The organism is Telluria beijingensis, assembly GCF_030770395.1.
GTDB classification, from domain to species: domain Bacteria; phylum Pseudomonadota; class Gammaproteobacteria; order Burkholderiales; family Burkholderiaceae_D; genus Telluria; species Telluria beijingensis.
The window spans coordinates 572,094-592,787 of sequence record NZ_CP132480.1; the positions used below are offsets into that span (position 1 = coordinate 572,094).

Here is a 20,694-nt window from a genome sequence, read left to right on the forward strand (position 1 = left end):
ACGGAGGAAGACCATGACAGTACGTACCCGATTGCTGTCCCTGTTCGCGGCCGGCGTGCTGCTCGGAGCCGGCCCGGCCCTGGCCGCGCAGTCCGATCCGCCGGCGGTGCAGACGCCGCAGGCGCCGAGTGCCCCCGAATCTGCCCCCGAACCTGCCGCCGTCGCTCACACGCTCGACGCCGCCGACCTCGCGGCCTGGCTCGACGGCCAGGTGCCGTATTCGCTCGAAAGCGGCGACATCGCCGGCATGGCGATCAGCGTGGTCAAGGACGGCAAGGTCCTGCTGCAGAAAGGGTATGGCCTGGCCGACGTCGAGGCCAAGGTCCCGATGGATCCCGCGACCACCCTGCTGCGGCCCGGCTCGACCTCCAAGCTGTTCACCTGGACCGCCGTCATGCAACTGGTCCAGCAGGGCAGGATCGATCTCGACCGCAACGTCAACGACTACCTCGACTTCAGGATCGAGGAAGCGTTCGGCAAGCCGGTGACCATGCGCCACCTGATGAACCACCGCGCCGGCTTCGAGGAGGGGCTGAAGGACTTGCTGGGCTACGATCCGGCCCTGGCCCAGAGCACCGAACAGTACCTGAAGGGGCATCCGCGGCCGATGCTGTTCGCGCCCGGCGCGGTGCCCGGCTATTCGAACTACGGCGTGGCGCTGGCCGGCTACATCGTGCAGCGCGTCTCCGGCATGCCGTTCGAGACCTATGTCGAGCGCCATATCTTTGCGCCGCTGGGCATGCGCCACTCGACCTTCGTCCAGCCGCTGCCCGCGAACTTCCCCGGCCGGCTGTCGAAAGGCTACCGCACTACCGACGCCCCGCCGTCGCCGTTCGAGATCGTGATCACGGCGCCCGCCGGTTCGGTCACCACCACCGCGGCCGACATGGCGCGCTTCATGCTGGCCCACCTGCAGCAGGGCAGCCTGGAGGGCTACCAGATGCTGGACGCGGCCACCACCGCGCGCATGCACAGCCCCAGCGTCGACGGCCTGCCGGGCTTCGGCACGATGGCGCACGGATTCTTTCGCCTGACGCACAACGGCCGCACGCTGCTCGGGCACGGCGGCGACACGGTGGTCTACCACACCGACATGAACCTGCTGCCCGACGAAGGCGTGGGCATCTATTTCACCTACAACGGCCTGGGCAAGGATGGGGCGGTGTATGGCGCGCGCAAGGAACTGATGGACGGCTTCATGCGGCGCTACTTCCCGGCGGCTGCCGGCACAGCGCCGCCGCCGGCACTGGCGTCGGCCGTGGAAGACGCGCAGCGCATCGCCGGCCGCTACCAGAGTTCGCGCCGGGTCGAGAACGGCTTCCTGCGCTTCTTCTACCTGCTGCAGCAGACCGTCATCACTGCCAACCCGGACGGCACCATCGAAGTGCCCGATGGCCTGGGCGGCGTGGACACCATGCGCGCGGTGGGCCCGCAACTGTGGCGCGCGGTCGATGGCGCTCGGATGGTGGCGCTGAAGGAGGTCGACGGCGTCAGGACCGTGATCGACAGCGAGAACCCGGTCGCGGTGCTGCAGCAGGACAGCTTCGCCAACTCGGCGCCGCTGAACGTGAGCATCCTGCTGCTATCCTTCCTGGTGCTGGCGGGCACGCTGGCGGCCTGGCCGCTGGGGGCCTTGCTGCGCCGCGCCGACCGCGCCACCAGCGGCGCCACGCCGGCGCAGCGCCGGCCGCGCACCGTCCAGCGCGTGGCTGCGGCGGTTGCGCTGGCCTATATGGCGGCCTGGTTCATGCTGATCACGCCGGTGCTGAGCACCGATCTCGCGGTCTACCATAGCGGGATCGACTGGATCGTCGGCCTGCTGCAGGCGAGCGGCCTGCTGGCCATCGGCGCGGCCGCGGCCGGGCTGTGGGCCACCTGGCGCCTGTGGCGCGGCGATGCCTCGCGCCTGCGCCGCAGCTGGGCGATACTGGTGGCGCTGGCGCTGCTGGGCGTGGTCTGGCTGGGCATCGTCGGCGAGCTGATAACCTGGAACCTGAACTACTGATGAAATTCTTTATCGCCCACCTGGCCACCGAGACCAATACCTTTGCCGCCGCGCCGACCGGGCTAGGCGACTTCGAGGAAGTCGGCGTCTATCACGGCGACGCCAGCGTGCGCGACCCCGAAGGCGCGGGCGCCTTCCTGCGCCATCTGCGTGGCCTGGTCGAGGCCGACGGCGGCGAGGTGGTCGAAAGCCTGTGCACGCTGGCCCAGCCGGGCGGACGCACGCTGCGCCCGGTGTACGAGGCGCTGCGCGACGAGATACTGGCCGACCTGCGGGCAGCGCTGCCGGTCGACGCGGTGCAGTTGCTGCTGCATGGCGCGATGGCGGCCGAGGGCTACGACGATTGCGAAGGCGACCTGGCGGCCCGCATCCGCGAGATCGTCGGGCCCGGGGTGCCGGTCGGGATGGTGCTCGACCTGCACTGCCATTTCACGGAGTTGATGCACAGTTCGAGCGACGCGATCGTCGCCCTCAAGGAATACCCGCACACCGACACCGACGAGCGCGGGCGGGAACTGTACCGGATCCTGAAGGACACCGTGGCCGGCCGCGTGCGGCCCGTGACCGCGGTGTTCGACTGCAGGATGGTCGGCCTGTGGCACACCACCCGCGAGCCGATGCAGGGTTTTGTCAGGCGCATGCAGGAGGTCGAACGGATGCCCGGCGTGCTGTCGGTCTCGCTCGGCCACGGCTTCCCCTGGGGCGACGTGCCGGAAGCGGGCGCCAAGCTGTGGGTGGTGACCGATAACGACCCGGCGCTGGCCGCGACCCTGGCGCGCCAGCTGGGCGCCGAGTTCTGGGCCCTGCGCACGCGGATCGGGCCCGAGGTGCTGGACGTCGACGCGGCGCTCGACCTGGTCCCCGCGAAGGTGGATCGGGCAGGGCCGCTGGTACTGGCCGACATCGCCGACAATCCCGGCGGCGGCGCCGCCGGCGACAGCACCTTCATCCTGCGCCGGATCGTCGAGCGCGGGATCGCGAACGTGGCCATCGGCGCGTTCTGGGACCTGGGCGCGGTCCACATCTGCAAGAGCGCGGGCGTGGGCGCCCGGATCGACCTGCGCATCGGCGGCAAGTGCGGGCCGGCGTCGGGCCTGCCGGTCGACCTGCGCGTGACCGTGCGCGCGATCGTGTTGAATCACACCCAGAGCGCGCTCGGCGCCCGCGAGCGCCTGGGCGACTGCGTGTGGGTCGAGGCGGCCAACGGCCTGCACATCCTGCTGGCCTCGATCCGCACCCAGACCTATGGCCTGGACGCCTTCACCGGCCTGGGCATCGGCCTGGCCGACAAGGCGCTGGTGGTGGTGAAGTCAACGCAGCACTTTTACGCCGAGTTCGCGCCGCTGGCGCGCCAGGTCGGCTACGTCACCACGCCGGGCGCGATGAGCTTCGACTTCGCCGCCATTCCCTATCGCCTGCGAACAGGGGGTTACTGGCCGCGCGTGACCGATCCGCATGACGCGGAACTATAATAGGCGCTCTACAGAGGACACTGCATGGCAACCAAACGCGCGATCAATCACGGGCCTGGACCGGACGGCAACCTGGGCGAATCGCTCAGGCGCATCCGCAAGGAGCGTGGCATGACACTGACCGAGGCGGGCGAGAAGAGCGGCATGCCCATGTCCACCATTTCCAAGATCGAAAACAACAAGATGTCGCTCAGCTACGACAAGCTGCTGCGCATCTGTAATGCGCTGGAGATCGACATCTCGCAGTTGTTCAGCGGCGGCCCGGCGGTGGACAAGGCGCCGGTGCCGGCGTCCAGCGGGCGCCGCAGCATCAACCGGCGCGACACCGGCTACGTGATCGACACGCCCAATTATTCGCACCTGTATCCGGCGGCCGACCTGCTGAACAAGCGCGCGGTGCCGGTGTTCGCCGAAATCCACGTGCGCTCGCTGGCCGAGTTCGGCGAGCTGATTCGCCATCCGGGCGAGGAATTCGCCCTGGTCCTCGAAGGCGCGATCGACATGTACACCGACCTGTACGCGCCGCTGCGGCTCGAGACGGGCGACTCCATCTATTTCGACAGCGGCATGGCGCACGCCTATATCGCGGTCGGCGAAGGCACCTGCCGCCTGCTGTCGGTGTGCATCTCGGACGAACCGAACTCCGAGGCCGCTTTTGCTTCGCTGTTCGATGGGGCCGAGCCGGCGCCGGTGCCCGCGCCTCCGCCGGCGCCGGGAAAGCCGAAGAAGCAGTCCTCCAAGCCGTAGTTTTCCAGAAAAGAAAAGGTATGCGTCCCGTGCTCCGGCACGGGCACGGACGGCCCGTGCGCGCGCGATTTCCGGCCCGCCGCCGGGCGTCGCAGGCCGCGTCAGAAAACGCTTGCACGCGCCTTGTCGATGGCATATCTTTCATTTGCAGAATAATTTTTCTCCAATCGAAAAACAATGATCGACCGGGATGAAAGGCGAGCAGTAACCACATGAATCAAGACACTGCGGATTTCATCGTGATCGGCGCCGGGATCGGCGGCGCCTCGGTCGCCTACTGGCTGTCGCAGCGCGCGCGCGTGATCGTGCTGGAAGGCGAGACCCAGCCCGGCTACCACAGCACCGGACGCTCGGCCGCGCTGTTCATGGAAAGCTACGGGCCGGACCAGGTGCGCGCGCTGACCCGGGCCAGCCTCGGTTTCTTCCGTAACCCGCCGCCGGGATTCGGCGAGCATGCGCTGCTGTCGCCGCGCGGCGCCTTCATGTTCGCCGCCCCCGGCCAGGAAGCCGCCCTCGACGCCCATGAAGCCACGGTGCGCGCGACCTCCTCGGCGGTGCAGCGCCTCGACGCCCGGGCCGCGCTGGAACTGCTGCCGGTGCTGCGTCCTGGCCAGGTGGCGGGCGGCGTGCTGGAACAGGATGCCGCCGACATCGACGTCGACGCCCTGCTGCAGGGCTTCCTGCGCGGCGTGCGCCGGCAGGGCGGTCGCATCGTGTGCGACGCCCGCGTCGGCGCCATGCGGCGCAGCGGCGGCCTGTGGGAAGTGTCTGCCGCCGGCACGACCTTCCGCGCGCCGGTGGTCGTCAACGCCGCTGGCGCCTGGGCCGACGCGGTCGCGCGCCTGGCCGGCGCCGATCCGGTGGGATTGGTGCCCAAGCGCCGCTCGGCCTTCCTGTTCGCGCCGCCCGAAGGTATGGACACGGCCCGCTGGCCGATGGTACTGGACGTGACGGAATCGTTCTATATCAAGCCGGATGCCGGCATGCTGCTGGGTTCCCCCTGCAATGCCGATCCGGCGCCGCCGCACGACGTGCAGGCCGAGGAACTCGATATCGCGCTCGCCATCGACCAGATCGAGCGCCAGACCACCCTGCGCATCCGCCGGCCGACCCACGTGTGGGCCGGGCTGCGCAGCTTCGTCGCCGACGGCGAACTGGTGGGCGGACACGACGCGAAGCTGCCCGGATTCTTCTGGGCCGCCGGGCAGGGCGGCTACGGCATCCAGTCCGCGCCCGGCGCGGGGCGCTACTACGCCTCGGTCCTGCTGGGCGCGGCGCCCGATCCGCAACTGGCGGCGTCCGGCTTCGATCCGGCCCGCATCAGCCCATCGCGTTTCACTCTTCCATGACCGCCACCGGAGACACCACCATGCGTGACAAGGATAGCTGGTTCGGCCAGCCCAAGGGCCTGACGATTCTGTTCCTGACCGAGATGTGGGAGAAGTTCTCGTTCTTCGGCATGCGCGCGCTGCAGATCTATTACATGACGAAGGAGCTGCAGTTCACGCACGCGTCCGCGTCGCTGATCTTCGGCGCCTACGCGGCCGGGGTGTACCTGACGCCGATCTTCGGCGGCATCATCGCCGACCGCTGGCTGGGACGGCGTCCGGCCGTGATCCTCGGCGGGCTCCTGATGGCGCTGGGCCACTTCATGATGGCTTTCGAGTCGCTGTTCTTCCCGGCGATGGTGGTGATCGCGATCGGCAACGGCCTGTTCCTGCCGAACCTGCCGAGCCAGGTCAATCTGCTGTACGCGAAAAACGATCCGCGCGCCGGCTCCGCCTTCAATGTCTATTACGTGGGCATCAACCTGGGCGCCTTCCTGGCGCCGCTGATCTGCGGCACGCTGGGCGAAGTGTATGGCTGGCACTACGGCTTCGGCGCCGCCGGCATCGGCATGTGCCTGGGCCTGGCGATCTATGTCTGGGGCGGCAAGTACCTGCCGCCCGAGGCCTCGAAGCCGGCCGCCCGCACCCCTCCGGTCCAGGGTGCGGAAGGGTATGGCACGATCCCGCTGCTGGCCGGTGTCGCGGTAGCGGTCATGCTGTTCCGGATCGCCTATGAACAGACCGGGAATACCTTCGCCATCTGGGCCGATGGCGCCGTCGACCGCCAGGCCTTCGGCATGACGATCCCCGTCACCTGGTTCCAGTCGCTCAACCCGATGTTCGTGTTCCTGCTCAGCCCCCTGCTGGTGCGCATGTGGAACGCCCGCGCCGCCCGCGGCCACGCGGTGCCGGCGCTGGAGCGCATGACCCTGGGCGCGTTCGGCATCGGCGTGGCCTATGCCTTGCTGGCCGGGCTGATCCTGATGGGCGCCGGCGCCGGCTATACCCTCGGCTGGATCTGGATGGTGGGCTTCTTCGCCGTCTTCACCCTGGCCGAGCTGTACATCCTGCCGGTGGGGCTGGGCCTGTTCGCGACCCTGGCGCCGAAGCGCTTCGCCGCCACCACGGTCGCCGCCTGGTTCTTCTGCTCCTTCGTCGGCAACCTGCTGTCGGGCGTGATCGGCGCGTTCTGGACCCGCACCAGCCCGCATATATTCTTCCTGCTCATGGCCGCGATCTGCGCCGTGTCGAGCCTGATGCTGTACCGGATCCACCGGATCCACCGGGCCAGTCCGGTGTCGCAGGCGGTCGTGGTGCCGCCGGTCGAGAAGGCGCTGTAATCTCCGTATTGGAGGAATAGGCAAAAGACGTCCAGCTTCCGGCAACGCGGGCCGCTGCGCGAAATCGATACTGAGTGCTCTTCCCATCCCCTGAAGGAGCACAGCATGAACAAGATCGCACTCGTCACCGGCGCCAGCCGCGGCCTTGGCCGCAACACCGCACTGCACATCGCGCGCCGCGGCGGCGACGTGATCGTCACCTACCAAAGCCGCGAGCAGGAGGCCCAGGCCGTGGTCGACGAGATCCGCGCGCTGGGCCGCCGGGCGCTGGCGCTGCGGCTCGACGTCGGCAATGTCGCCGGTTTCCCGGCCTTCGCCGCCAGCCTGCGCGCCGGCTTGCAGGAAACCTGGGGCCGCGACAGCTTCGACCACCTGGTCAACAACGCCGGCCATGGCGACATGGCGCCGATCGCGGACACCACCGAAGCCCGGTTCGACCGACTGGTCGACGTCCATTTCAAGGGCGTTTTCTTCCTGACCCAGGCCCTGCTGCCGCTGCTGGCCGATGGTGGGCGCATCGTCAACCTGTCGAGCGGCCTGACCCGCGTTTCCTTCCCTGGCTTCGGCGCCTATGCGGCGGTAAAGGGGGCGGTCGAGGTGCTGAGCGTCTACCTGGCCAGGGAACTGGGCAGCCGCGGCATCGCCGTCAACACGGTGGCGCCGGGCGCGATCGAGACCGACTTCCTGGGCGGCGCGGTGCGCGATACGCCGGACCTGAATGGCGTCTTCGCCGGCATGACGGCGCTGGGGCGGGTGGGGGTTCCGGACGATATCGGGCCGATGATCGCCAGCCTGCTGGGCGAGGACAATCGGTGGGTCAATGGCCAGCGCATCGAGGTCTCGGGCGGGCAGGTGATCTGATCAGGCGGCCTGCAGGCGTCTCACTTCGCGCACCGGCGGCAGCCCGAACATGCGCCCGTATTCGCGCGTGAACTGCTGCACGCTCTCGTAGCCGACCGTATGCGCGGCCAGGCTCGCGCTGGCGCCTTCGGCCAGCATCAGGCGGCGCGCCTCGATCAGGCGCAGCTGCTTCTGGAATTGCAGCGGCGTGAGCGAGGTCACGGCGCGGAAGTGGTGGTGGAAGGACGATGGACTCATGCCGGCCAGGGCCGCCAGCTCCTCGACCGGCAGGCGGCGCGCATATTCGCGGCGCAGGACGGCGACCGCGCGCGCCACGCGCCGCACATGGCTGTCGGGCAGGCCCAGGCGCCGGATCGCGGCGCCGTGGCGCCCCAGCAGCAGCCAGTAATGGAATTCACGGACCAGGGCGTCCTTCAGCACCGGGATCGAGGCCGGCCGCTCCAGGAGGCGCATCAGTCGCAGGGCGGTGTCGTGCAGGTGTGCGTCGGTGGGTTCGGCGCGCACCGGCGCCTGGCCGTCATCGTCCAGCGCCGCCATCTCGGTCGACAGGCCGGCGATCACCGCCGGGTCGAGGTCGAGCACCAGCGAGCAATAGGGAGCGGAAGCACTGGCTTGGGTCACCTGGCTGACGGTCGGCACGTCGGCCATGACCAGGAGCGAGTCGCCGGCCGCGAAGGTAAACGACTGGCTGCCCATCGTGACGTGCTTGCGGCCTTGCAGCACCAGGCAGGCCAGCGGCCGTGCGATCTGGTAGCTGAGGGCCGAGCGTTCGGTGGCGCGGATCGCCACCAGGCCCGGGATCGGCGTGCGCGCCACGCCGTCCCGGTCCGCCAGGTGGTCCGCATGGCGCAGCACGGTGTCGAGAAGTTCGCTCTTCATGTGCGCCAGTGTAGACCATCTGCGCTACGCTGCTCTCGCTTCGCCGGTGTCGGGCTTTTGCAGCGACGTCATCGATGCCGATTCCGCAGGCGCAGCTTCGCGCGCCAGCTTCACCGTCTGCACCGGCAGCGCCAGCGCCACGCCGCGCTGTTCCAGTCCGGCCAGGATGGCCAGGTAGATTTCCTGCTGCGTCGTCATGTAGACGGCATAGTCGGTGTTGTCGACGTAGTACACCGTTTCGTAGTTGAAGCTGGGTGCGGCGATGCTGCTCAGGTGGGCGCGGTCGAAGCGCACCTGCGGCTGGGCGCTGACGATCTCCTTGATCATCTCCGGCAGTTCGCGCAGCACCGACGCCGGCGTCAGGTGCGATACCGCGAACTGGAACACGACCCGGCGCGATTCCATGCGGCGCAGGTTCTGCACGCGGCTCGTAAGCAGGTCGTTGTTCGAGAACACGATCTGCTCGCCGGAGAGGCTGCGCACGCGGGTGGTCTTGAGGCCGATCTTTTCCACCGTACCCAGCATGGTGCCGACGATGATGAAGTCGCCGACCACGAAGGGCTTGTCGAGCACGATCGAGAGCGAGGCGAACAGGTCGCCCAGGATGCTCTGCACCGCCAGCGCGATGGCGATGCCGCCGATGCCCAGGCTGGCCACCAGGGTGGTGATGTTCACGCCCAGGTTGTCCAGCACCATCAGGGCCAGCACCGCCCACAGCAGCACCCTGACCAGGAAGGTGATCGCGGCCGAGGAGGTGATGCGGTCCGGGTCTTCGCTGCGCTCGGCGCGCTTCGCCCTGAGCCAGGTGCGTAGCGCGTGGTCGCCCCAGATCGCGACCTGGAACAGCACCGCCGTGATCGCGACCCGGCTCAGGAACAGCTGGGCCTTGTCGGACAAGGCCAGGAAACTGGCGCCGGCATAGATGCCGACGATGACCAGCACCAGCAGCTTGGTCGAGCGCAGCGCGGCCACGGCGATATCGTCCCACTTGGCCTCGGTACGGGCCGCGAGCACGGCCAGGCGCCGCGCCAGGATCGATTTGACGGCGTCCAGTCCGGCCGCGACGGCGGCCACCACGACCAGCGCGACCAGCCAGTCGGCGACGGGATTCTTGAGGATGACGTATTCCATCACTGTTTCATATTCCTTTCAGTCGAGGTTCAGGCAGCGGAGCGTTCGTCCAGCGCGTCGTCCAGGCCGGATGCCGGCAGCGTCGCCAGCGCCGCCAGGAAGTCGTCGCCCCAGCGCGCCACGTCGCGGTCGTTGACGATCGCGGCCATGCGCCCGGAGCGGTAGGCCACTTCGTCGGCGCCCATGGTCAGCGCGTGGTACAGGGTCGCGCTCATCGCGTTGCGGTCGTACGGGTTCACCAGCAGCGCGCCGTGCAGTTCTACCGCGGCGCCGGCGAATTCCGACAGCACCAGCGTGCCCGGGCGCCCGCTGGCGTGGCGGGTGGCGACGTATTCCTTGGCCACCAGGTTCAGGCCGTCGCGCAGCGGCGTGATCCAGGCGATGCCGCAGGCGGCGTAGTGGGCCACCACGTCCTCGAACGGCAGCGAACGGTAGAAGTAGCGCACCGGCACCCAGTCGAGGGTCGAGAAGCGGCCGTTGATGCGGCCCACGACCCGGTCCAGCTCCTCGCGCAGGCTGTCGTAGATCTCCATGCCCGACGCCGCCGGCGTGATGATATTGATCAGCATGACCTTGCCCAGCAGCTCGGGATGCTGTTCCAGCATCCGCTCATACGCTTGCAACTTCTCCAGCGACCCTTTCACATAATCGAGGCGTTCGATCGAGATGATGCCGGTGCGGCCGTCCAGGTAGTCGTCCCATTCGGCGATCTGGCGCTGGACGTCGTCGGTGCGCACCAGTTCTTCGATCAGCTGCGCATTGGTGCCGACCGGATGCGCGCCCAGGCTCACGCGGCGCCCGCCCACTTCGAGCGCGGTATGCATGCGGTCGACCCCGAGCGCGCAGCCGAAGGTCAGGTAGCGCGGCGCGCACGGCACCGCGTCGAGCACCTCGACCGGCGCGCAGGAGCGCGCGGCGTCGACGAAGTTCTCGACGTAGCGCGGGATGTGGAAGCCCACGTAGTCGCATTGCAGCAGGCTGCCGATGATGTCGTTCCGCCACGGCAGGATGTTGAACACGTCGGACGACGGAAACGCGGTATGGTGGAAGAAGGCGATCGTCAGGTCGGGCCGCAGCGGGCGCAGGAAGGCCGGCACCATCCACAGGTTGTAGTCGTGGATCCAGACGGTGGCGCCGGGCGCCGCTTCGCGCGCGGTCTGCTCGGCGAACAGGCGGTTCACTTCAAGATAACGTTCCCAGTGGTCCTGGCGGAACTCGGCCTTGTCGGGGAAGGAGAAGATGATCGGCCAGAACGCCTCTTTCGAGAATTTTTTGTAGAACTGGTCGATGTCGTCCGCCGTCAATGGAATGCGGGCCGCCTTCAGTTGCGGATAGCGCTGCGCGTCGACGGCGACGTGGGGGATAAAGCTGTTTGGTGTCCTGCTCGCCTGCTGCGACCAGGCGACCCACGAGCCCTTGCGGCCGCCGGCGAAGAAGCTGAGCAGGGTCGGCATGATGCCGTTCGGGCTTTTCGGGCGCCGCTGATAGGTCACGCCGTCCTCGACCACCTCGTCGTAGGGCAGGCGGTGATACACCATCACCAGTTCGGCCTCGCCGTAGGAGGTCGCCTCGGTGGCCGCGGCGCCGCCGTCGAGGCGCAGCCCGTGGCGGTCGAAAGCCTGCAGGATGCCGCCGCAGCCGGCGGCGTCGGCCACCACCACGCGCGGCATCTTGCGCACCGCCTGCACCAGCGCCGGTTCGGCGGCGCCGACCACCACGCCGCGGAAGCCCGCCTCGAACATCGACAGGTCGTTCAGCGTGTCGCCCGCTACCACGATATGGGCCGGATCGAAGCCGGCCACTTCGGCCAGGCGCCGCACCGCCACGCCCTTGCCGACGCCGCGCGGCAGCACGTCCAGGTAGCGCCCGGCCGAGAACAGCAGGTCGCAGCCGAGGGCGTCGACCGCAGCGCGCAGCGCGGGCGTGATCGCCTCTTCGGTCGCGTAGAACGAGACGCGGCGTTCCTGCGGCACCGACTGGCGCACCAGGTCGGGGAAATCGGCCAGCGCTTTCAATACGGCCTGGCTGCCCGGCCAGCGCGCCGCGATCTCGTGCGCCAGCGGCTCGACCGGGCGCAGGTCGGCGTCGACGATGGTGGCGCCGACGTCGGCGATGATGTAGTGGGGGCGGGGGACGGTCGGATCGGACAGCAGGGGAATGACGGTTTCCAGGCCGCGGCCGGTGACGAACACCAGCGTCGCCTCCGGCAGGGCGCCGGAAAACAGTTCGCGGACATGGCGCCGCGCCTCGTGGGTGCCGGCCAGCAGCGTACCGTCGAGATCGGTGGCGAGCACCAGGCGTGAGGGATCGAGCTGGCGCGGCCAGTGGCGGGATTCAATGACGGTCATTCTTCATCCTTTGCAGCGATGCGTCCGCCCAAGCAGCCGTGGGCTGGGTGGCGGACCGGGTCTGGGCCTGCGATGCTCGCCGGGGAGGCGCGCGGGCCGGAGAAAGGCGGGGCTGCGGATCGGCGCTCTTTTATGAGAGGAATGCGCGATCTACGCAGGGGAACCGCCAGGCGGAAGAAGGAAGGGGGCGCCGGCATGGATGCCGGAAAATCACGTGCGCCAGGTGCGCGCGACGCAACCGACCTTCAGATACATTTGTACAATAGCATTTCATGCCGGCATCTTCAACCCGCCATTCCGTATCATGGAAAGCGCGCCGTCGAAAAAAGCTATTGCAAAACTTTAAGCGGGGCACTTATAATTCGGCTCCCCGGGCGGTTAGTTCAGCTGGTTAGAATACTTGGTCGACATCCAAGGGGTCGCAGGTTCGAATCCTGCACCGCCCACCAGACTTCCAGATCGCAGGCTCCCAGTAATGGTCGTAGCCTGTAGAGAAAAGGCGCAGCGGTGTGCCTTTTCTGTGCCGCTCGGCTAGAGCGGATTCTTCTTTCTCCAGATACTGCGAAAAGCGCAACAGGCCGGTCTCGACTCCGATTTTTCCTGTTGCGCTGAAGCCTTTTGCGCGCTATACTAGCCGGCTTCGGTATGGGTCTGTCTTTTTTGACCCGTATTTTTTAGTAGTTCAACTACCCCCGCCCAATCGTAGGTGGGAATGGAGAAAAAATGAGCCTGGGCCTCCTCGGTCGCAAGGTTGGCATGATGCGTATCTTCACGGATGACGGCGATTCGATCCCTGTCACTGTGCTGGACGTGTCGAACAACCGTGTCGCACAAGTCAAAACCCCTGAAACTGATGGCTACACCGCAGTTCAGGTCGTCTACGGCCAACGTCGCGCTTCGCGCGTGACCAAAGCTGCTGCCGGTCACTTCGCCAAAGCTGGCGTCGAAGCCGGTACGATGCTGAAAGAATTCCGCATCGATTCCACCAAAGCCGCCGAACTCAAAGCCGGTGACACCATCGATGCTTCGATGTTCGAAGTGGGCCAGAAAATCGACGTGCAAGGCACCTCGATCGGTAAGGGCTACGCCGGTACCATCAAGCGTCACAACTTCGCCTCGGGTCGCCAGACCCACGGTAACTCGCGTTCGCACAACGTTCCTGGCTCGATCGGTATGGCCCAGGATCCAGGCCGCGTGTTCCCAGGCAAGCGCATGACCGGTCACATGGGCGACGTTACCGTCACCACCCAGAACCTGGAAGTGGCTCGCATCGACACCGAACGTCAGCTGCTGCTGATCAAGGGTGCCGTTCCTGGCGCGAAGAACGGCCAAGTGGTCGTCAAGCCAGCTGTCAAAACCAAAGCCAAGAAAGGAGCGTAAGCATGGAACTGAAGCTCCTGAATGAGCAAGGTCAAGCTGGCGCCAACGTTGCAGCAACCGACGAAGTGTTCGGTCGTGAATACAACGAAGCCCTGATCCACCAGATCGTCGTCGCCTACGCTGCCAACGCACGTAGCGGCAACCGCAAGCAGAAGGACCGTGAAGAAGTCCACCACACGACCAAGAAGCCATGGCGCCAGAAAGGCACCGGCCGCGCTCGTGCTGGTATGTCGTCGTCGCCACTGTGGCGCGGCGGTGGTCGCATCTTCCCGAACACCCCGGACGAGAACTTCTCGCACAAAGTCAACAAGAAGATGTTCCGTGCAGGTATCTGCTCGATCTTCTCGCAACTGGCCCGCGAAGACCGCCTGAACGTGGTCGAAAACCTGTCGATCGAAGCGCCAAAGACCAAGCTGCTGTCGCAAAAGCTGCAGAGCATGGGCCTGGAATCGGTCCTGGTGATCACCGACACCATCGACGAGAACCTCGAGCTGGCATCGCGCAACCTGCCGCACGTGCTGGTCGTCGAGCCGAAGCACGCTGATCCGATGTCGCTGGTGTTCTACAAAAAAGTCCTGGTCACGAAAGCTGCTCTGGCCAAGATCGAGGAGATGTACGCATGAGCGCCGCAATCAAATTCAGCGAAGAGCGCCTGATGAAGGTGCTGCTGGCTCCGATCATTTCCGAGAAGGCTACCTTCGTCGCGGAAAAGAACGAGCAGATCGTGTTCAAGGTCCTGCCTGACGCGACCAAGCCAGAAATCAAGGCTGCCGTCGAACTGCTGTTCAAGGTCGAAGTGGAATCGGTGCAAACCGTGAACCGCGAAGGCAAGCAAAAGCGTTCGGGTCGTTTCACCGGCCGTCGCAACCACACCAAGCGTGCTTTCGTGTGCCTTAAGCCAGGCCAGGAAATCAATTTTGTCGAGGAGGCTAAATAATGGCACTCGTAAAGATGAAGCCAACCTCCCCAGGCCGTCGCGGCATGGTGAAAGTTGTGACCGAAGGCCTGTACAAAGGCCGTCCGTTCGCAGCCCTGGTTGAAAAGAAATCGAAGACTGCTGGCCGTAACAACAACGGTCACATCACCACCCGTCACATCGGCGGTGGCCACAAGCAGCACTACCGTCTGGTCGACTTCAAGCGCCAGAAGGACGGCATTCCTGCCAAGGTCGAGCGTATCGAATACGACCCGAACCGTACCGCGCACATCGCACTGCTGTGCTACGCGGACGGCGAGCGTCAGTACATCATCGCCACCAAGGGCATGGCTGTCGGCGACAGCGTCATGAACGGCTCGGAAGCGCCGATCAAGGCCGGTAACTGCCTGCCAATCCGCAACATCCCGGTCGGTACCGTGATGAACTGCGTCGAAATGCTGCCAGGTAAGGGTGCCCAGATGGCCCGTACCGCCGGCGCCGGCGTCGTGCTGATGGCCCGTGAAGGCACCTACGCCCAGGTTCGCCTGCGCTCGGGTGAAGTCCGTCGCGTGCACATCGAGTGCCGTGCAACCGTGGGTGAAGTCGGCAACGCCGAGCACAGCCTGCGCAAGATCGGTAAGGCTGGCGCGATGCGCTGGCGCGGTGTTCGTCCTACCGTCCGCGGTGTGGTCATGAACCCGATCGATCACCCGCACGGTGGTGGTGAAGGTCGTACGGCAGCTGGTCGTCATCCAGTGTCGCCATGGGGCCAGCAGACCAAGGGCAAGAAGACGCGTTCGAACAAACGCACTTCGTCGATGATCGTCTCGCGCCGCGGCAAGAAATAAGGATAAATCATGACTCGTTCATTGAAAAAAGGGCCGTTCATTGACGCCCACCTGGTGAAGAAGGTCGAAGCCGCGCAAGCGTCGAAAGACAAGAAGCCAGTCAAAACCTGGTCGCGCCGCTCGACGATCACCCCTGACTTCATCGGTCTGACGATCGCCGTCCACAACGGCAAGCTGCACGTGCCTGTGTACGTGTCGGAGAACATGGTCGGCCACAAGCTCGGCGAATTCGCGCTGACCCGTACGTTCAAGGGCCACGCCGCTGACAAGAAGGCGAAACGATAATGGAAACTAAAGCAATCCTCAAAGGCGTGCGCCTGTCGGAACAAAAAGGCCGTCTGGTCGCCGACCTGATCCGTGGCAAGAAAGTTGACGCAGCACTCAACATTCTGCAATTCAGCCCGAAAAAGGGCGCGACCATCATCAAGAAGGTTCTCGAGTCGGCGATCGCCAACGCGGAACACAACGATGGCGCGGACATCGACGAGCTGAAAGTCACCCAGATCTACGTCGAAAAGGGCCCGATCCTGAAGCGCTTCACCGCACGTGCGAAGGGCCGCGGCGATCGTATTTCGAAACAATCCTGTCACATCTACGTGACTGTCGGTAACTAAGGAGTCACACGATGGGTCAGAAAATCCACCCAACCGGCTTCCGCCTGGCGGTCACCCGTAACTGGGCATCGCGCTGGTACGCTGGTAACGGCAACTTCGCTGACATGCTGAAGGAAGACCTGGAAGCTCGCGCTTTCCTGAAAAAGAAGCTGAAGAACGCTTCGGTCGGCCGCATCGTCATCGAGCGTCCTGCCAAGAACGCACGCTTCACCATCTACTCGTCGCGTCCAGGTGTCGTGATCGGTAAAAAGGGCGAAGACATCGAAGTGCTGAAGTCGTCGCTGACGAAGATCATGGGCGTGCCTGTGCACGTCAATATCGAAGAGATCCGCAAGCCGGAAATCGATTCGCAGCTGATCGCCGATTCGATCTCGCAGCAGCTCGAAAAGCGCATCATGTTCCGTCGCGCCATGAAGCGCGCAATGCAAAATGCAATGCGCCTGGGCGCCGTCGGCATCAAGATCATGTCGTCGGGCCGCCTGAACGGCATCGAAATCGCACGTACCGAATGGTACCGCGAAGGCCGTGTGCCTCTGCACACCCTGCGCGCCGATATCGACTACGGCACCAGCGAAGCATCGACCACCTACGGCATCATCGGCGTCAAGGTCTGGGTCTACAAGGGCGACCGCTCCCCAACGGGCGAAGCACCTGTGATCGACACCCCGCCGGACGAGAAGAAGCCACGCGGCCCACGTCGTGACGACGGCAAGCCAGGCAGCCGTCCACGTCCAGGCGCGAAGCCAGGTGCCGCTCCAGCGGGCCGCCGCGCCGCTGCCAAGCCGGCAGCTGAGAAAGCAGGAGAATAAGCATGCTGCAGCCATCGCGCAGGAAATATCGTAAAGAGCAGAAAGGCCGTAACACCGGCATTTCGCACACCCGCGGCACCGCTGTGTCGTTCGGTGAGTTCGGCCTGAAGGCAGTCGCCCGCGGCCGTATCACCGCTCGCCAGATCGAAGCGGCCCGTCGTGCCATGACCCGTCACATCAAGCGTGGCGGTCGTATCTGGATCCGTATCTTCCCGGACAAGCCGATTTCGAACAAGCCGGCCGAAGTCCGTATGGGTAACGGTAAGGGTAACCCGGAGTACTACGTCGCTGAAATCCAGCCAGGCAAAGTCCTGTACGAGATGGACGGCGTCGCTGAAGAACTGGCGCGCGAAGCGTTCCGCCTGGCCGCTGCCAAACTGCCACTGGCTACCACCTTCGTGGTGCGCCAGGTCGGCCAATAACAGGAGTTGAATATGAAAGCATCGGAACTCCGCGGCAAGGACCAGGAAGCGCTGCAGAAGGAGCTGAACGAGCTGCTGAAGGCCCAGTTCGGTCTGCGCATGCAAGTCGCCACCCAGCAGCTCGGTAACACCGCGCAGCTCAAGAAAGTACGTCGCGATATCGCGCGTGTGAAGACTGTGATGAACCAGAAGGAAGCCAAATGAACGACACCACTAAAACGGCGCTGAAGCGTACGCTGGTCGGCAAAGTCGTGTCCGACAAAATGGACAAGACGGTGACCGTGCTGATCGAACGTCACGTCAAGCACCCGCTGTACGGCAAGATCATCGTGCGCTCGAACAAGTATCACGCGCACGACGAAGCGAACGAAGCGAAAATCGGTGACACCGTCGAGATCGCAGAAGGTCGCCCGATCTCGAAGACGAAGGCGTGGACTGTGACCAAAGTGTTGCAAGTCGCACAGGTACTGTAAGTATCTAGAAAATTTGTCTTGCGTGGCCCGCTGGTATCTGGGATACTAGCGGGCTTCGTTCATGTGTTGCCGCAGTTTGTCCCCTCGGCAAGTGCGGCCTGTAACGAATGCGTTATTGGAAAGTCCAATCACCCAATCGTGGTGCTCCAGCAGGGGCGGCACGGCGGGACCAAGACTGACCGCAGGCCCATGGGTTTCCGTGGGGTTTTCTACGGCTTAAGTTGGGAAAGAAAATACTATGATTCAAACCGAAAGCCGGCTCGAAGTAGCCGACAACACCGGTGCCAAGGAAGTTCTGTGCATCAAGGTGTTGGGCGGCTCGAAGCGCCGTTACGCGAGCATTGGCGACATCATCAAGGTCACCGTGAAAGTCGCTGCCCCACGTGGCCGCGTCAAGAAAGGTGAAATTTACAATGCCGTGGTTGTGCGTACCGCCAAGGGTGTGCGCCGCCAGGATGGTTCCCTGGTCAAGTTCGACGGCAATGCCGCCGTCCTGCTGAACGCCAAGCTGGAGCCGATCGGTACCCGTATCTTCGGACCGGTGACGCGCGAGCTGCGTACCGAGAAGTTCATGAAGATCGTGTCCCTGGCACCTGAAGTTCTGTAAGGATACGCGACATGGATAAGATTCGTAAAAACGACGAAGTCATCGTTCTGACCGGTAAGGACAAGGGCAAGCGTGGCGTCGTTCAGAAGCGTGTAGACGCTGAACACGTCATCGTCGAAGGCGTCAACGTTGCCAAGAAGGCGACCAAGCCGAACCCGATGACCGGTGTTACTGGTGGTATCGTCGACAAGACTATGCCGATTCACGTGTCGAACGTCGCGCTGTTCAACGCTGCGACCGGCAAGGCAGATCGCGTTGGCTTCAAAGACCAGGACGGCAAGAAAGTCCGCGTCTTCAAGTCGAACGGCGAAGTAGTGAAAGGGTAATAAGAAATGGCCCGTCTCCAAGCAATTTACAAAGACAAAGTCGTTGCCGAACTGACCGAGAAATTCGGCTACAAGTCGGTGATGGAAGTGCCGCGCCTGACCAAGATCACCCTGAACATGGGTCTGTCGGAAGCAGTCGCCGACAAGAAGATCATCGAGCACGCAACCGGCGACCTGACCAAGATCGCTGGCCAGAAGCCAGTCGTGACCAAGGCTCGCAAGGCAATCGCAGGTTTCAAGATCCGCGAAGGCTACCCGATCGGCACGATGGTGACCCTGCGCGGCGCCCGCATGTACGAATTCCTGGACCGTTTCATCACCGTGGCCCTGCCGCGCGTGCGTGACTTCCGTGGCGTGAGCGGCAAATCGTTCGATGGCCGTGGCAACTACAACATCGGTGTCAAAGAGCAGATCATCTTCCCAGAGATCGACTACGACAAGATCGATGCGCTGCGTGGCATGAACATCTCGATCACCACGACCGCTAAGACCGACGAAGAAGCCAAAGCGCTGCTCGCCGCCTTCAAATTCCCGTTCAGGAACTAAGAGCATGGCAAAACTTGCACTGATTAACCGCGAACAGAAGCGTGCAGACCTGGTGGAGAAATTCGCCGCGAAGCGTGCCGCTCTGAAAGCAATCATCGACGACCAGTCGAAGTCGGAAGAAGAACGTTACGAAGCGCGCCTGAAGCTGCAGGCTCTGCCGCGCAACTCGGCCCCGACCCGCCAGCGTAACCGCTGCGCCATGACCGGCCGTCCACGTGGCACTTTCCGTAAATTCGGTCTGGCCCGTACCAAACTCCGCGAATTCGCCATGAAAGGCGAAATCCCGGGTATGACCAAAGCTAGCTGGTAATAGGAGAACAAGCAATGAGTATGAGCGATCCTATCGCCGATATGCTGACCCGCATTCGCAACGCCCAAACTGTCCAGAAAACCTCGGTCGCAATGCCGTCGTCGAAAGTGAAGGTTGCCATTGCCAACGTCCTGAAGGACGAGGGTTACATTGAAGATTTCGCCGTGTCGTCGGAAGGTGGCAAAGCGGAACTGAAGATCGGTTTGAAGTATTACACCGGCCGTCCGGTCATCGAGCGCCTCGAGCGCGTGTCCCGTCCTGGCCTGCGCATCTACAAGGGCAAGGATGAAATCCCGTCGGTCATGAATGGCCTGGGCGTGGCAATCGTCTCGACCCCGCAAGGCGTCATGACTGACCGCAAAGCACGTGCTACCGGCGTCGGTGGCGAAGTGATTTGCTACGTGGCTTAAGGAGTAGACGATGTCTCGAGTAGCTAAGATGCCAATCGCCGTCCCAGCCGGTGCCGAAGTCGCGATCAACGCGTCGTCGATCACCGTCAAGGGCCCGCTGGGCACCCTGACCCAGGCCCTGAACGGCCTGGTCAAAGTGGAAAACAACAATGGCACGCTGACCTTCGACGTGATCGACGATTCGCGTGAATCGAACGCCATGTCGGGCACCCTGCGCGCCCTGGTCAACAACATGGTCACCGGCGTCACCAAGGGTTTCGAGCGCAAGCTGAACCTGGTCGGCGTGGGCTACAAGGCAGCAGTGCAGGGCAACGCCCTGAACCTGTCGCTGGGCTTCTCGCACCCGGTCCTGCACGCGATGCCTGAAGGCGTCACCGCAGTGACCCCGACCCCGACCGAAATCGTGATCAAGGGTATCGATCGCCAGAAGGTCGGCCAGGTTGCCGCTGAAGTTCGCGCTTACCGCGCTCCCGAGCCTTACAAGGGCAAGGGCGTCCGTTATTCGGACGAAGTGGTCAAGCTTAAAGAAACCAAGAAGAAATAATCGGAGCAGACATGGACAAGAAACAATCCCGTCTGCGTCGTGGCCGTCAGACCCGCATCAAGATTGCCCAGCTGGGCGTGAATCGCCTGTCGGTTCACCGCACCAACCTGCACATCTACGCAAACCTGATCAGCCCGGACGCAAAAGTACTGGTGTCGGCTTCGACCCTGGAAGCGGAAGTGCGCGCCGAACTGGCTGGCCAGACCGGCGCCGGCGGCAACGCTGCTGCAGCTGCCCTGGTTGGCAAGCGCGTCGCAGAGAAAGCACTGAAAGCAGGAATCACCGAAGTTGCGTTCGATCGCTCGGGTTTCCGTTACCACGGCCGTGTGAAGGCGCTGGCGGAAGCCGCGCGTGAAGCCGGTCTGAAGTTCTAAGGAA

General features: G+C 64.5%; 26 protein-coding genes and 1 tRNA gene. 24 read left to right on the top strand and 3 right to left on the bottom strand.

Going from position 1 to position 20,694, the window contains the following annotated elements; all coding sequences use genetic code 11:
- Nucleotides 1-13 precede the first annotated feature (13 nt).
- The 6 genes from Q9246_RS02540 (at nucleotide 14) to Q9246_RS02565 (ending at nucleotide 7,753) form a co-directional block, all read left to right on the top strand.
- A complete protein-coding gene (locus tag Q9246_RS02540; RefSeq protein WP_306395234.1) occupies nucleotides 14-2,005 on the top strand; it encodes a serine hydrolase domain-containing protein in 1,992 nt (663 codons plus the stop codon).
- The gene (locus Q9246_RS02545) at nucleotides 2,005-3,477 is read left to right on the top strand and encodes a M81 family metallopeptidase (RefSeq protein ID WP_306395235.1); all 1,473 of its coding nucleotides are present in this window, start codon (nucleotides 2,005-2,007) and stop codon (nucleotides 3,475-3,477) included. The genes Q9246_RS02540 and Q9246_RS02545 overlap by 1 nt, the downstream gene beginning before the upstream one ends.
- Nucleotides 3,478-3,501: 24 nt before the next feature.
- On the top strand, nucleotides 3,502-4,224 hold the full coding sequence (locus Q9246_RS02550; protein ID WP_306395236.1) for a helix-turn-helix domain-containing protein: 723 nt from the start codon (nucleotides 3,502-3,504) through the stop codon (nucleotides 4,222-4,224).
- A gap of 212 nt (nucleotides 4,225-4,436) precedes the next feature.
- Nucleotides 4,437-5,573 carry an NAD(P)/FAD-dependent oxidoreductase gene (locus Q9246_RS02555; RefSeq protein WP_306395237.1) on the top strand — a complete coding sequence of 379 codons (1,137 nt, stop codon included), beginning with the start codon at nucleotides 4,437-4,439 and terminating at the stop codon, nucleotides 5,571-5,573.
- A gap of 20 nt (nucleotides 5,574-5,593) precedes the next feature.
- Nucleotides 5,594-6,892: a peptide MFS transporter gene (locus tag Q9246_RS02560; RefSeq protein ID WP_306395239.1), complete on the top strand. Its 1,299-nt coding sequence runs from the start codon at nucleotides 5,594-5,596 to the stop codon at nucleotides 6,890-6,892.
- A 105-nt stretch (nucleotides 6,893-6,997) separates the two neighbouring features.
- Complete coding sequence (locus Q9246_RS02565) at nucleotides 6,998-7,753, top strand: SDR family NAD(P)-dependent oxidoreductase (RefSeq protein WP_306395241.1); 756 nt, start codon at nucleotides 6,998-7,000, stop codon at nucleotides 7,751-7,753.
- On the opposite strand, the gene Q9246_RS02570 is transcribed toward Q9246_RS02565, so the two are convergent.
- The 3 genes from Q9246_RS02570 to ggpS are packed head-to-tail and all read right to left on the bottom strand — an operon-like array spanning nucleotide 7,754 to nucleotide 12,111.
- Entirely contained in the window at nucleotides 7,754-8,632 is an 879-nt protein-coding gene (locus Q9246_RS02570) for an AraC family transcriptional regulator (RefSeq protein ID WP_306395243.1), read from the bottom strand.
- A gap of 24 nt (nucleotides 8,633-8,656) precedes the next feature.
- On the bottom strand, nucleotides 8,657-9,763 hold the full coding sequence (locus Q9246_RS02575) for a mechanosensitive ion channel family protein (RefSeq protein ID WP_306395245.1): 1,107 nt from the start codon (nucleotides 9,761-9,763) through the stop codon (nucleotides 8,657-8,659).
- 29 nt (nucleotides 9,764-9,792) lie between these two features.
- Entirely contained in the window at nucleotides 9,793-12,111 is a 2,319-nt protein-coding gene (gene ggpS / locus Q9246_RS02580; RefSeq protein ID WP_306395246.1) for a glucosylglycerol-phosphate synthase, read from the bottom strand.
- A gap of 372 nt (nucleotides 12,112-12,483) precedes the next feature.
- Here ggpS and Q9246_RS02585 point away from each other — a divergent pair.
- From Q9246_RS02585 to rplR, 18 genes are all read left to right on the top strand, one after another.
- A tRNA-Val gene (locus tag Q9246_RS02585) sits at nucleotides 12,484-12,560 on the top strand.
- Between the two features lie 274 nt (nucleotides 12,561-12,834).
- Entirely contained in the window at nucleotides 12,835-13,491 is a 657-nt protein-coding gene (rplC, locus tag Q9246_RS02590) for a 50S ribosomal protein L3 (protein WP_306395247.1), read from the top strand.
- Between the two features lie 2 nt (nucleotides 13,492-13,493).
- Nucleotides 13,494-14,114 (top strand): 50S ribosomal protein L4, encoded by a 621-nt coding sequence (gene rplD, locus Q9246_RS02595; RefSeq protein ID WP_290420457.1) that lies wholly within the window; start codon nucleotides 13,494-13,496, stop codon nucleotides 14,112-14,114.
- Nucleotides 14,111-14,428: a 50S ribosomal protein L23 gene (gene rplW / locus Q9246_RS02600; protein WP_005663466.1), complete on the top strand. Its 318-nt coding sequence runs from the start codon at nucleotides 14,111-14,113 to the stop codon at nucleotides 14,426-14,428. Before rplD ends, rplW begins: the two co-directional genes overlap by 4 nt.
- Entirely contained in the window at nucleotides 14,428-15,255 is an 828-nt protein-coding gene (gene rplB / locus Q9246_RS02605; RefSeq protein ID WP_290420456.1) for a 50S ribosomal protein L2, read from the top strand. The genes rplW and rplB overlap by 1 nt, the downstream gene beginning before the upstream one ends.
- A 9-nt stretch (nucleotides 15,256-15,264) precedes the next feature.
- Entirely contained in the window at nucleotides 15,265-15,540 is a 276-nt protein-coding gene (rpsS, locus tag Q9246_RS02610; RefSeq protein WP_306395251.1) for a 30S ribosomal protein S19, read from the top strand.
- Nucleotides 15,537-15,869 carry a 50S ribosomal protein L22 gene (gene rplV, locus Q9246_RS02615; RefSeq protein WP_174348348.1) on the top strand — a complete coding sequence of 111 codons (333 nt, stop codon included), beginning with the start codon at nucleotides 15,537-15,539 and terminating at the stop codon, nucleotides 15,867-15,869. The genes rpsS and rplV overlap by 4 nt, the downstream gene beginning before the upstream one ends.
- A gap of 11 nt (nucleotides 15,870-15,880) precedes the next feature.
- Nucleotides 15,881-16,678, top strand: a complete 798-nt coding sequence (gene rpsC, locus Q9246_RS02620; protein ID WP_005663458.1) for a 30S ribosomal protein S3 — start codon at nucleotides 15,881-15,883, stop codon at nucleotides 16,676-16,678.
- A 2-nt stretch (nucleotides 16,679-16,680) separates the two neighbouring features.
- On the top strand, nucleotides 16,681-17,100 hold the full coding sequence (gene rplP / locus Q9246_RS02625; RefSeq protein WP_005663456.1) for a 50S ribosomal protein L16: 420 nt from the start codon (nucleotides 16,681-16,683) through the stop codon (nucleotides 17,098-17,100).
- Between the two features lie 12 nt (nucleotides 17,101-17,112).
- Nucleotides 17,113-17,304 (top strand): 50S ribosomal protein L29, encoded by a 192-nt coding sequence (rpmC, locus tag Q9246_RS02630; protein WP_005663455.1) that lies wholly within the window; start codon nucleotides 17,113-17,115, stop codon nucleotides 17,302-17,304.
- Nucleotides 17,301-17,573 (top strand): 30S ribosomal protein S17, encoded by a 273-nt coding sequence (gene rpsQ, locus Q9246_RS02635; protein ID WP_005663453.1) that lies wholly within the window; start codon nucleotides 17,301-17,303, stop codon nucleotides 17,571-17,573. Before rpmC ends, rpsQ begins: the two co-directional genes overlap by 4 nt.
- Nucleotides 17,574-17,811: 238 nt before the next feature.
- Nucleotides 17,812-18,180: a 50S ribosomal protein L14 gene (gene rplN, locus Q9246_RS02640; RefSeq protein ID WP_005663451.1), complete on the top strand. Its 369-nt coding sequence runs from the start codon at nucleotides 17,812-17,814 to the stop codon at nucleotides 18,178-18,180.
- An 11-nt stretch (nucleotides 18,181-18,191) separates the two neighbouring features.
- On the top strand, nucleotides 18,192-18,506 hold the full coding sequence (rplX, locus tag Q9246_RS02645; protein ID WP_005663448.1) for a 50S ribosomal protein L24: 315 nt from the start codon (nucleotides 18,192-18,194) through the stop codon (nucleotides 18,504-18,506).
- Nucleotides 18,507-18,512: 6 nt separating this feature from the next.
- Complete coding sequence (gene rplE / locus Q9246_RS02650) at nucleotides 18,513-19,052, top strand: 50S ribosomal protein L5 (protein WP_005663447.1); 540 nt, start codon at nucleotides 18,513-18,515, stop codon at nucleotides 19,050-19,052.
- Nucleotides 19,053-19,056: 4 nt separating this feature from the next.
- Nucleotides 19,057-19,362 carry a 30S ribosomal protein S14 gene (gene rpsN / locus Q9246_RS02655; protein WP_005663444.1) on the top strand — a complete coding sequence of 102 codons (306 nt, stop codon included), beginning with the start codon at nucleotides 19,057-19,059 and terminating at the stop codon, nucleotides 19,360-19,362.
- Nucleotides 19,363-19,376: 14 nt separating this feature from the next.
- Nucleotides 19,377-19,772: a 30S ribosomal protein S8 gene (gene rpsH / locus Q9246_RS02660; RefSeq protein WP_306395256.1), complete on the top strand. Its 396-nt coding sequence runs from the start codon at nucleotides 19,377-19,379 to the stop codon at nucleotides 19,770-19,772.
- A 10-nt stretch (nucleotides 19,773-19,782) separates the two neighbouring features.
- Entirely contained in the window at nucleotides 19,783-20,316 is a 534-nt protein-coding gene (gene rplF / locus Q9246_RS02665) for a 50S ribosomal protein L6 (RefSeq protein WP_306395257.1), read from the top strand.
- An 11-nt stretch (nucleotides 20,317-20,327) separates the two neighbouring features.
- Nucleotides 20,328-20,690 (top strand): 50S ribosomal protein L18, encoded by a 363-nt coding sequence (rplR, locus tag Q9246_RS02670; protein ID WP_123069946.1) that lies wholly within the window; start codon nucleotides 20,328-20,330, stop codon nucleotides 20,688-20,690.
- Nucleotides 20,691-20,694 lie beyond the last annotated feature (4 nt).

What these genes read in the sequence shown, in the direction of transcription:
- Q9246_RS02540 (WP_306395234.1), top strand. Translation starts at nt 14, where the DNA reads ATGACAGTACGTACCCGATTGCTGTCCCTGTTCGCGGCCGGCGTGCTG.
- Q9246_RS02545 (WP_306395235.1), top strand. Translation starts at nt 2,005, where the DNA reads ATGAAATTCTTTATCGCCCACCTGGCCACCGAGACCAATACCTTTGCC.
- Q9246_RS02550 (WP_306395236.1), top strand. Translation starts at nt 3,502, where the DNA reads ATGGCAACCAAACGCGCGATCAATCACGGGCCTGGACCGGACGGCAAC.
- Q9246_RS02555 (WP_306395237.1), top strand. Translation starts at nt 4,437, where the DNA reads ATGAATCAAGACACTGCGGATTTCATCGTGATCGGCGCCGGGATCGGC.
- Q9246_RS02560 (WP_306395239.1), top strand. Translation starts at nt 5,594, where the DNA reads ATGCGTGACAAGGATAGCTGGTTCGGCCAGCCCAAGGGCCTGACGATT.
- Q9246_RS02565 (WP_306395241.1), top strand. Translation starts at nt 6,998, where the DNA reads ATGAACAAGATCGCACTCGTCACCGGCGCCAGCCGCGGCCTTGGCCGC.
- Q9246_RS02570 (WP_306395243.1), bottom strand. Translation starts at nt 8,632, where the DNA reads ATGAAGAGCGAACTTCTCGACACCGTGCTGCGCCATGCGGACCACCTG.
- Q9246_RS02575 (WP_306395245.1), bottom strand. Translation starts at nt 9,763, where the DNA reads ATGGAATACGTCATCCTCAAGAATCCCGTCGCCGACTGGCTGGTCGCG.
- ggpS (WP_306395246.1), bottom strand. Translation starts at nt 12,111, where the DNA reads ATGACCGTCATTGAATCCCGCCACTGGCCGCGCCAGCTCGATCCCTCA.
- rplC (WP_306395247.1), top strand. Translation starts at nt 12,835, where the DNA reads ATGAGCCTGGGCCTCCTCGGTCGCAAGGTTGGCATGATGCGTATCTTC.
- rplD (WP_290420457.1), top strand. Translation starts at nt 13,494, where the DNA reads ATGGAACTGAAGCTCCTGAATGAGCAAGGTCAAGCTGGCGCCAACGTT.
- rplW (WP_005663466.1), top strand. Translation starts at nt 14,111, where the DNA reads ATGAGCGCCGCAATCAAATTCAGCGAAGAGCGCCTGATGAAGGTGCTG.
- rplB (WP_290420456.1), top strand. Translation starts at nt 14,428, where the DNA reads ATGGCACTCGTAAAGATGAAGCCAACCTCCCCAGGCCGTCGCGGCATG.
- rpsS (WP_306395251.1), top strand. Translation starts at nt 15,265, where the DNA reads ATGACTCGTTCATTGAAAAAAGGGCCGTTCATTGACGCCCACCTGGTG.
- rpsC (WP_005663458.1), top strand. Translation starts at nt 15,881, where the DNA reads ATGGGTCAGAAAATCCACCCAACCGGCTTCCGCCTGGCGGTCACCCGT.
- rplP (WP_005663456.1), top strand. Translation starts at nt 16,681, where the DNA reads ATGCTGCAGCCATCGCGCAGGAAATATCGTAAAGAGCAGAAAGGCCGT.
- rpmC (WP_005663455.1), top strand. Translation starts at nt 17,113, where the DNA reads ATGAAAGCATCGGAACTCCGCGGCAAGGACCAGGAAGCGCTGCAGAAG.
- rpsQ (WP_005663453.1), top strand. Translation starts at nt 17,301, where the DNA reads ATGAACGACACCACTAAAACGGCGCTGAAGCGTACGCTGGTCGGCAAA.
- rplN (WP_005663451.1), top strand. Translation starts at nt 17,812, where the DNA reads ATGATTCAAACCGAAAGCCGGCTCGAAGTAGCCGACAACACCGGTGCC.
- rplX (WP_005663448.1), top strand. Translation starts at nt 18,192, where the DNA reads ATGGATAAGATTCGTAAAAACGACGAAGTCATCGTTCTGACCGGTAAG.
- rplE (WP_005663447.1), top strand. Translation starts at nt 18,513, where the DNA reads ATGGCCCGTCTCCAAGCAATTTACAAAGACAAAGTCGTTGCCGAACTG.
- rpsN (WP_005663444.1), top strand. Translation starts at nt 19,057, where the DNA reads ATGGCAAAACTTGCACTGATTAACCGCGAACAGAAGCGTGCAGACCTG.
- rpsH (WP_306395256.1), top strand. Translation starts at nt 19,377, where the DNA reads ATGAGTATGAGCGATCCTATCGCCGATATGCTGACCCGCATTCGCAAC.
- rplF (WP_306395257.1), top strand. Translation starts at nt 19,783, where the DNA reads ATGTCTCGAGTAGCTAAGATGCCAATCGCCGTCCCAGCCGGTGCCGAA.
- rplR (WP_123069946.1), top strand. Translation starts at nt 20,328, where the DNA reads ATGGACAAGAAACAATCCCGTCTGCGTCGTGGCCGTCAGACCCGCATC.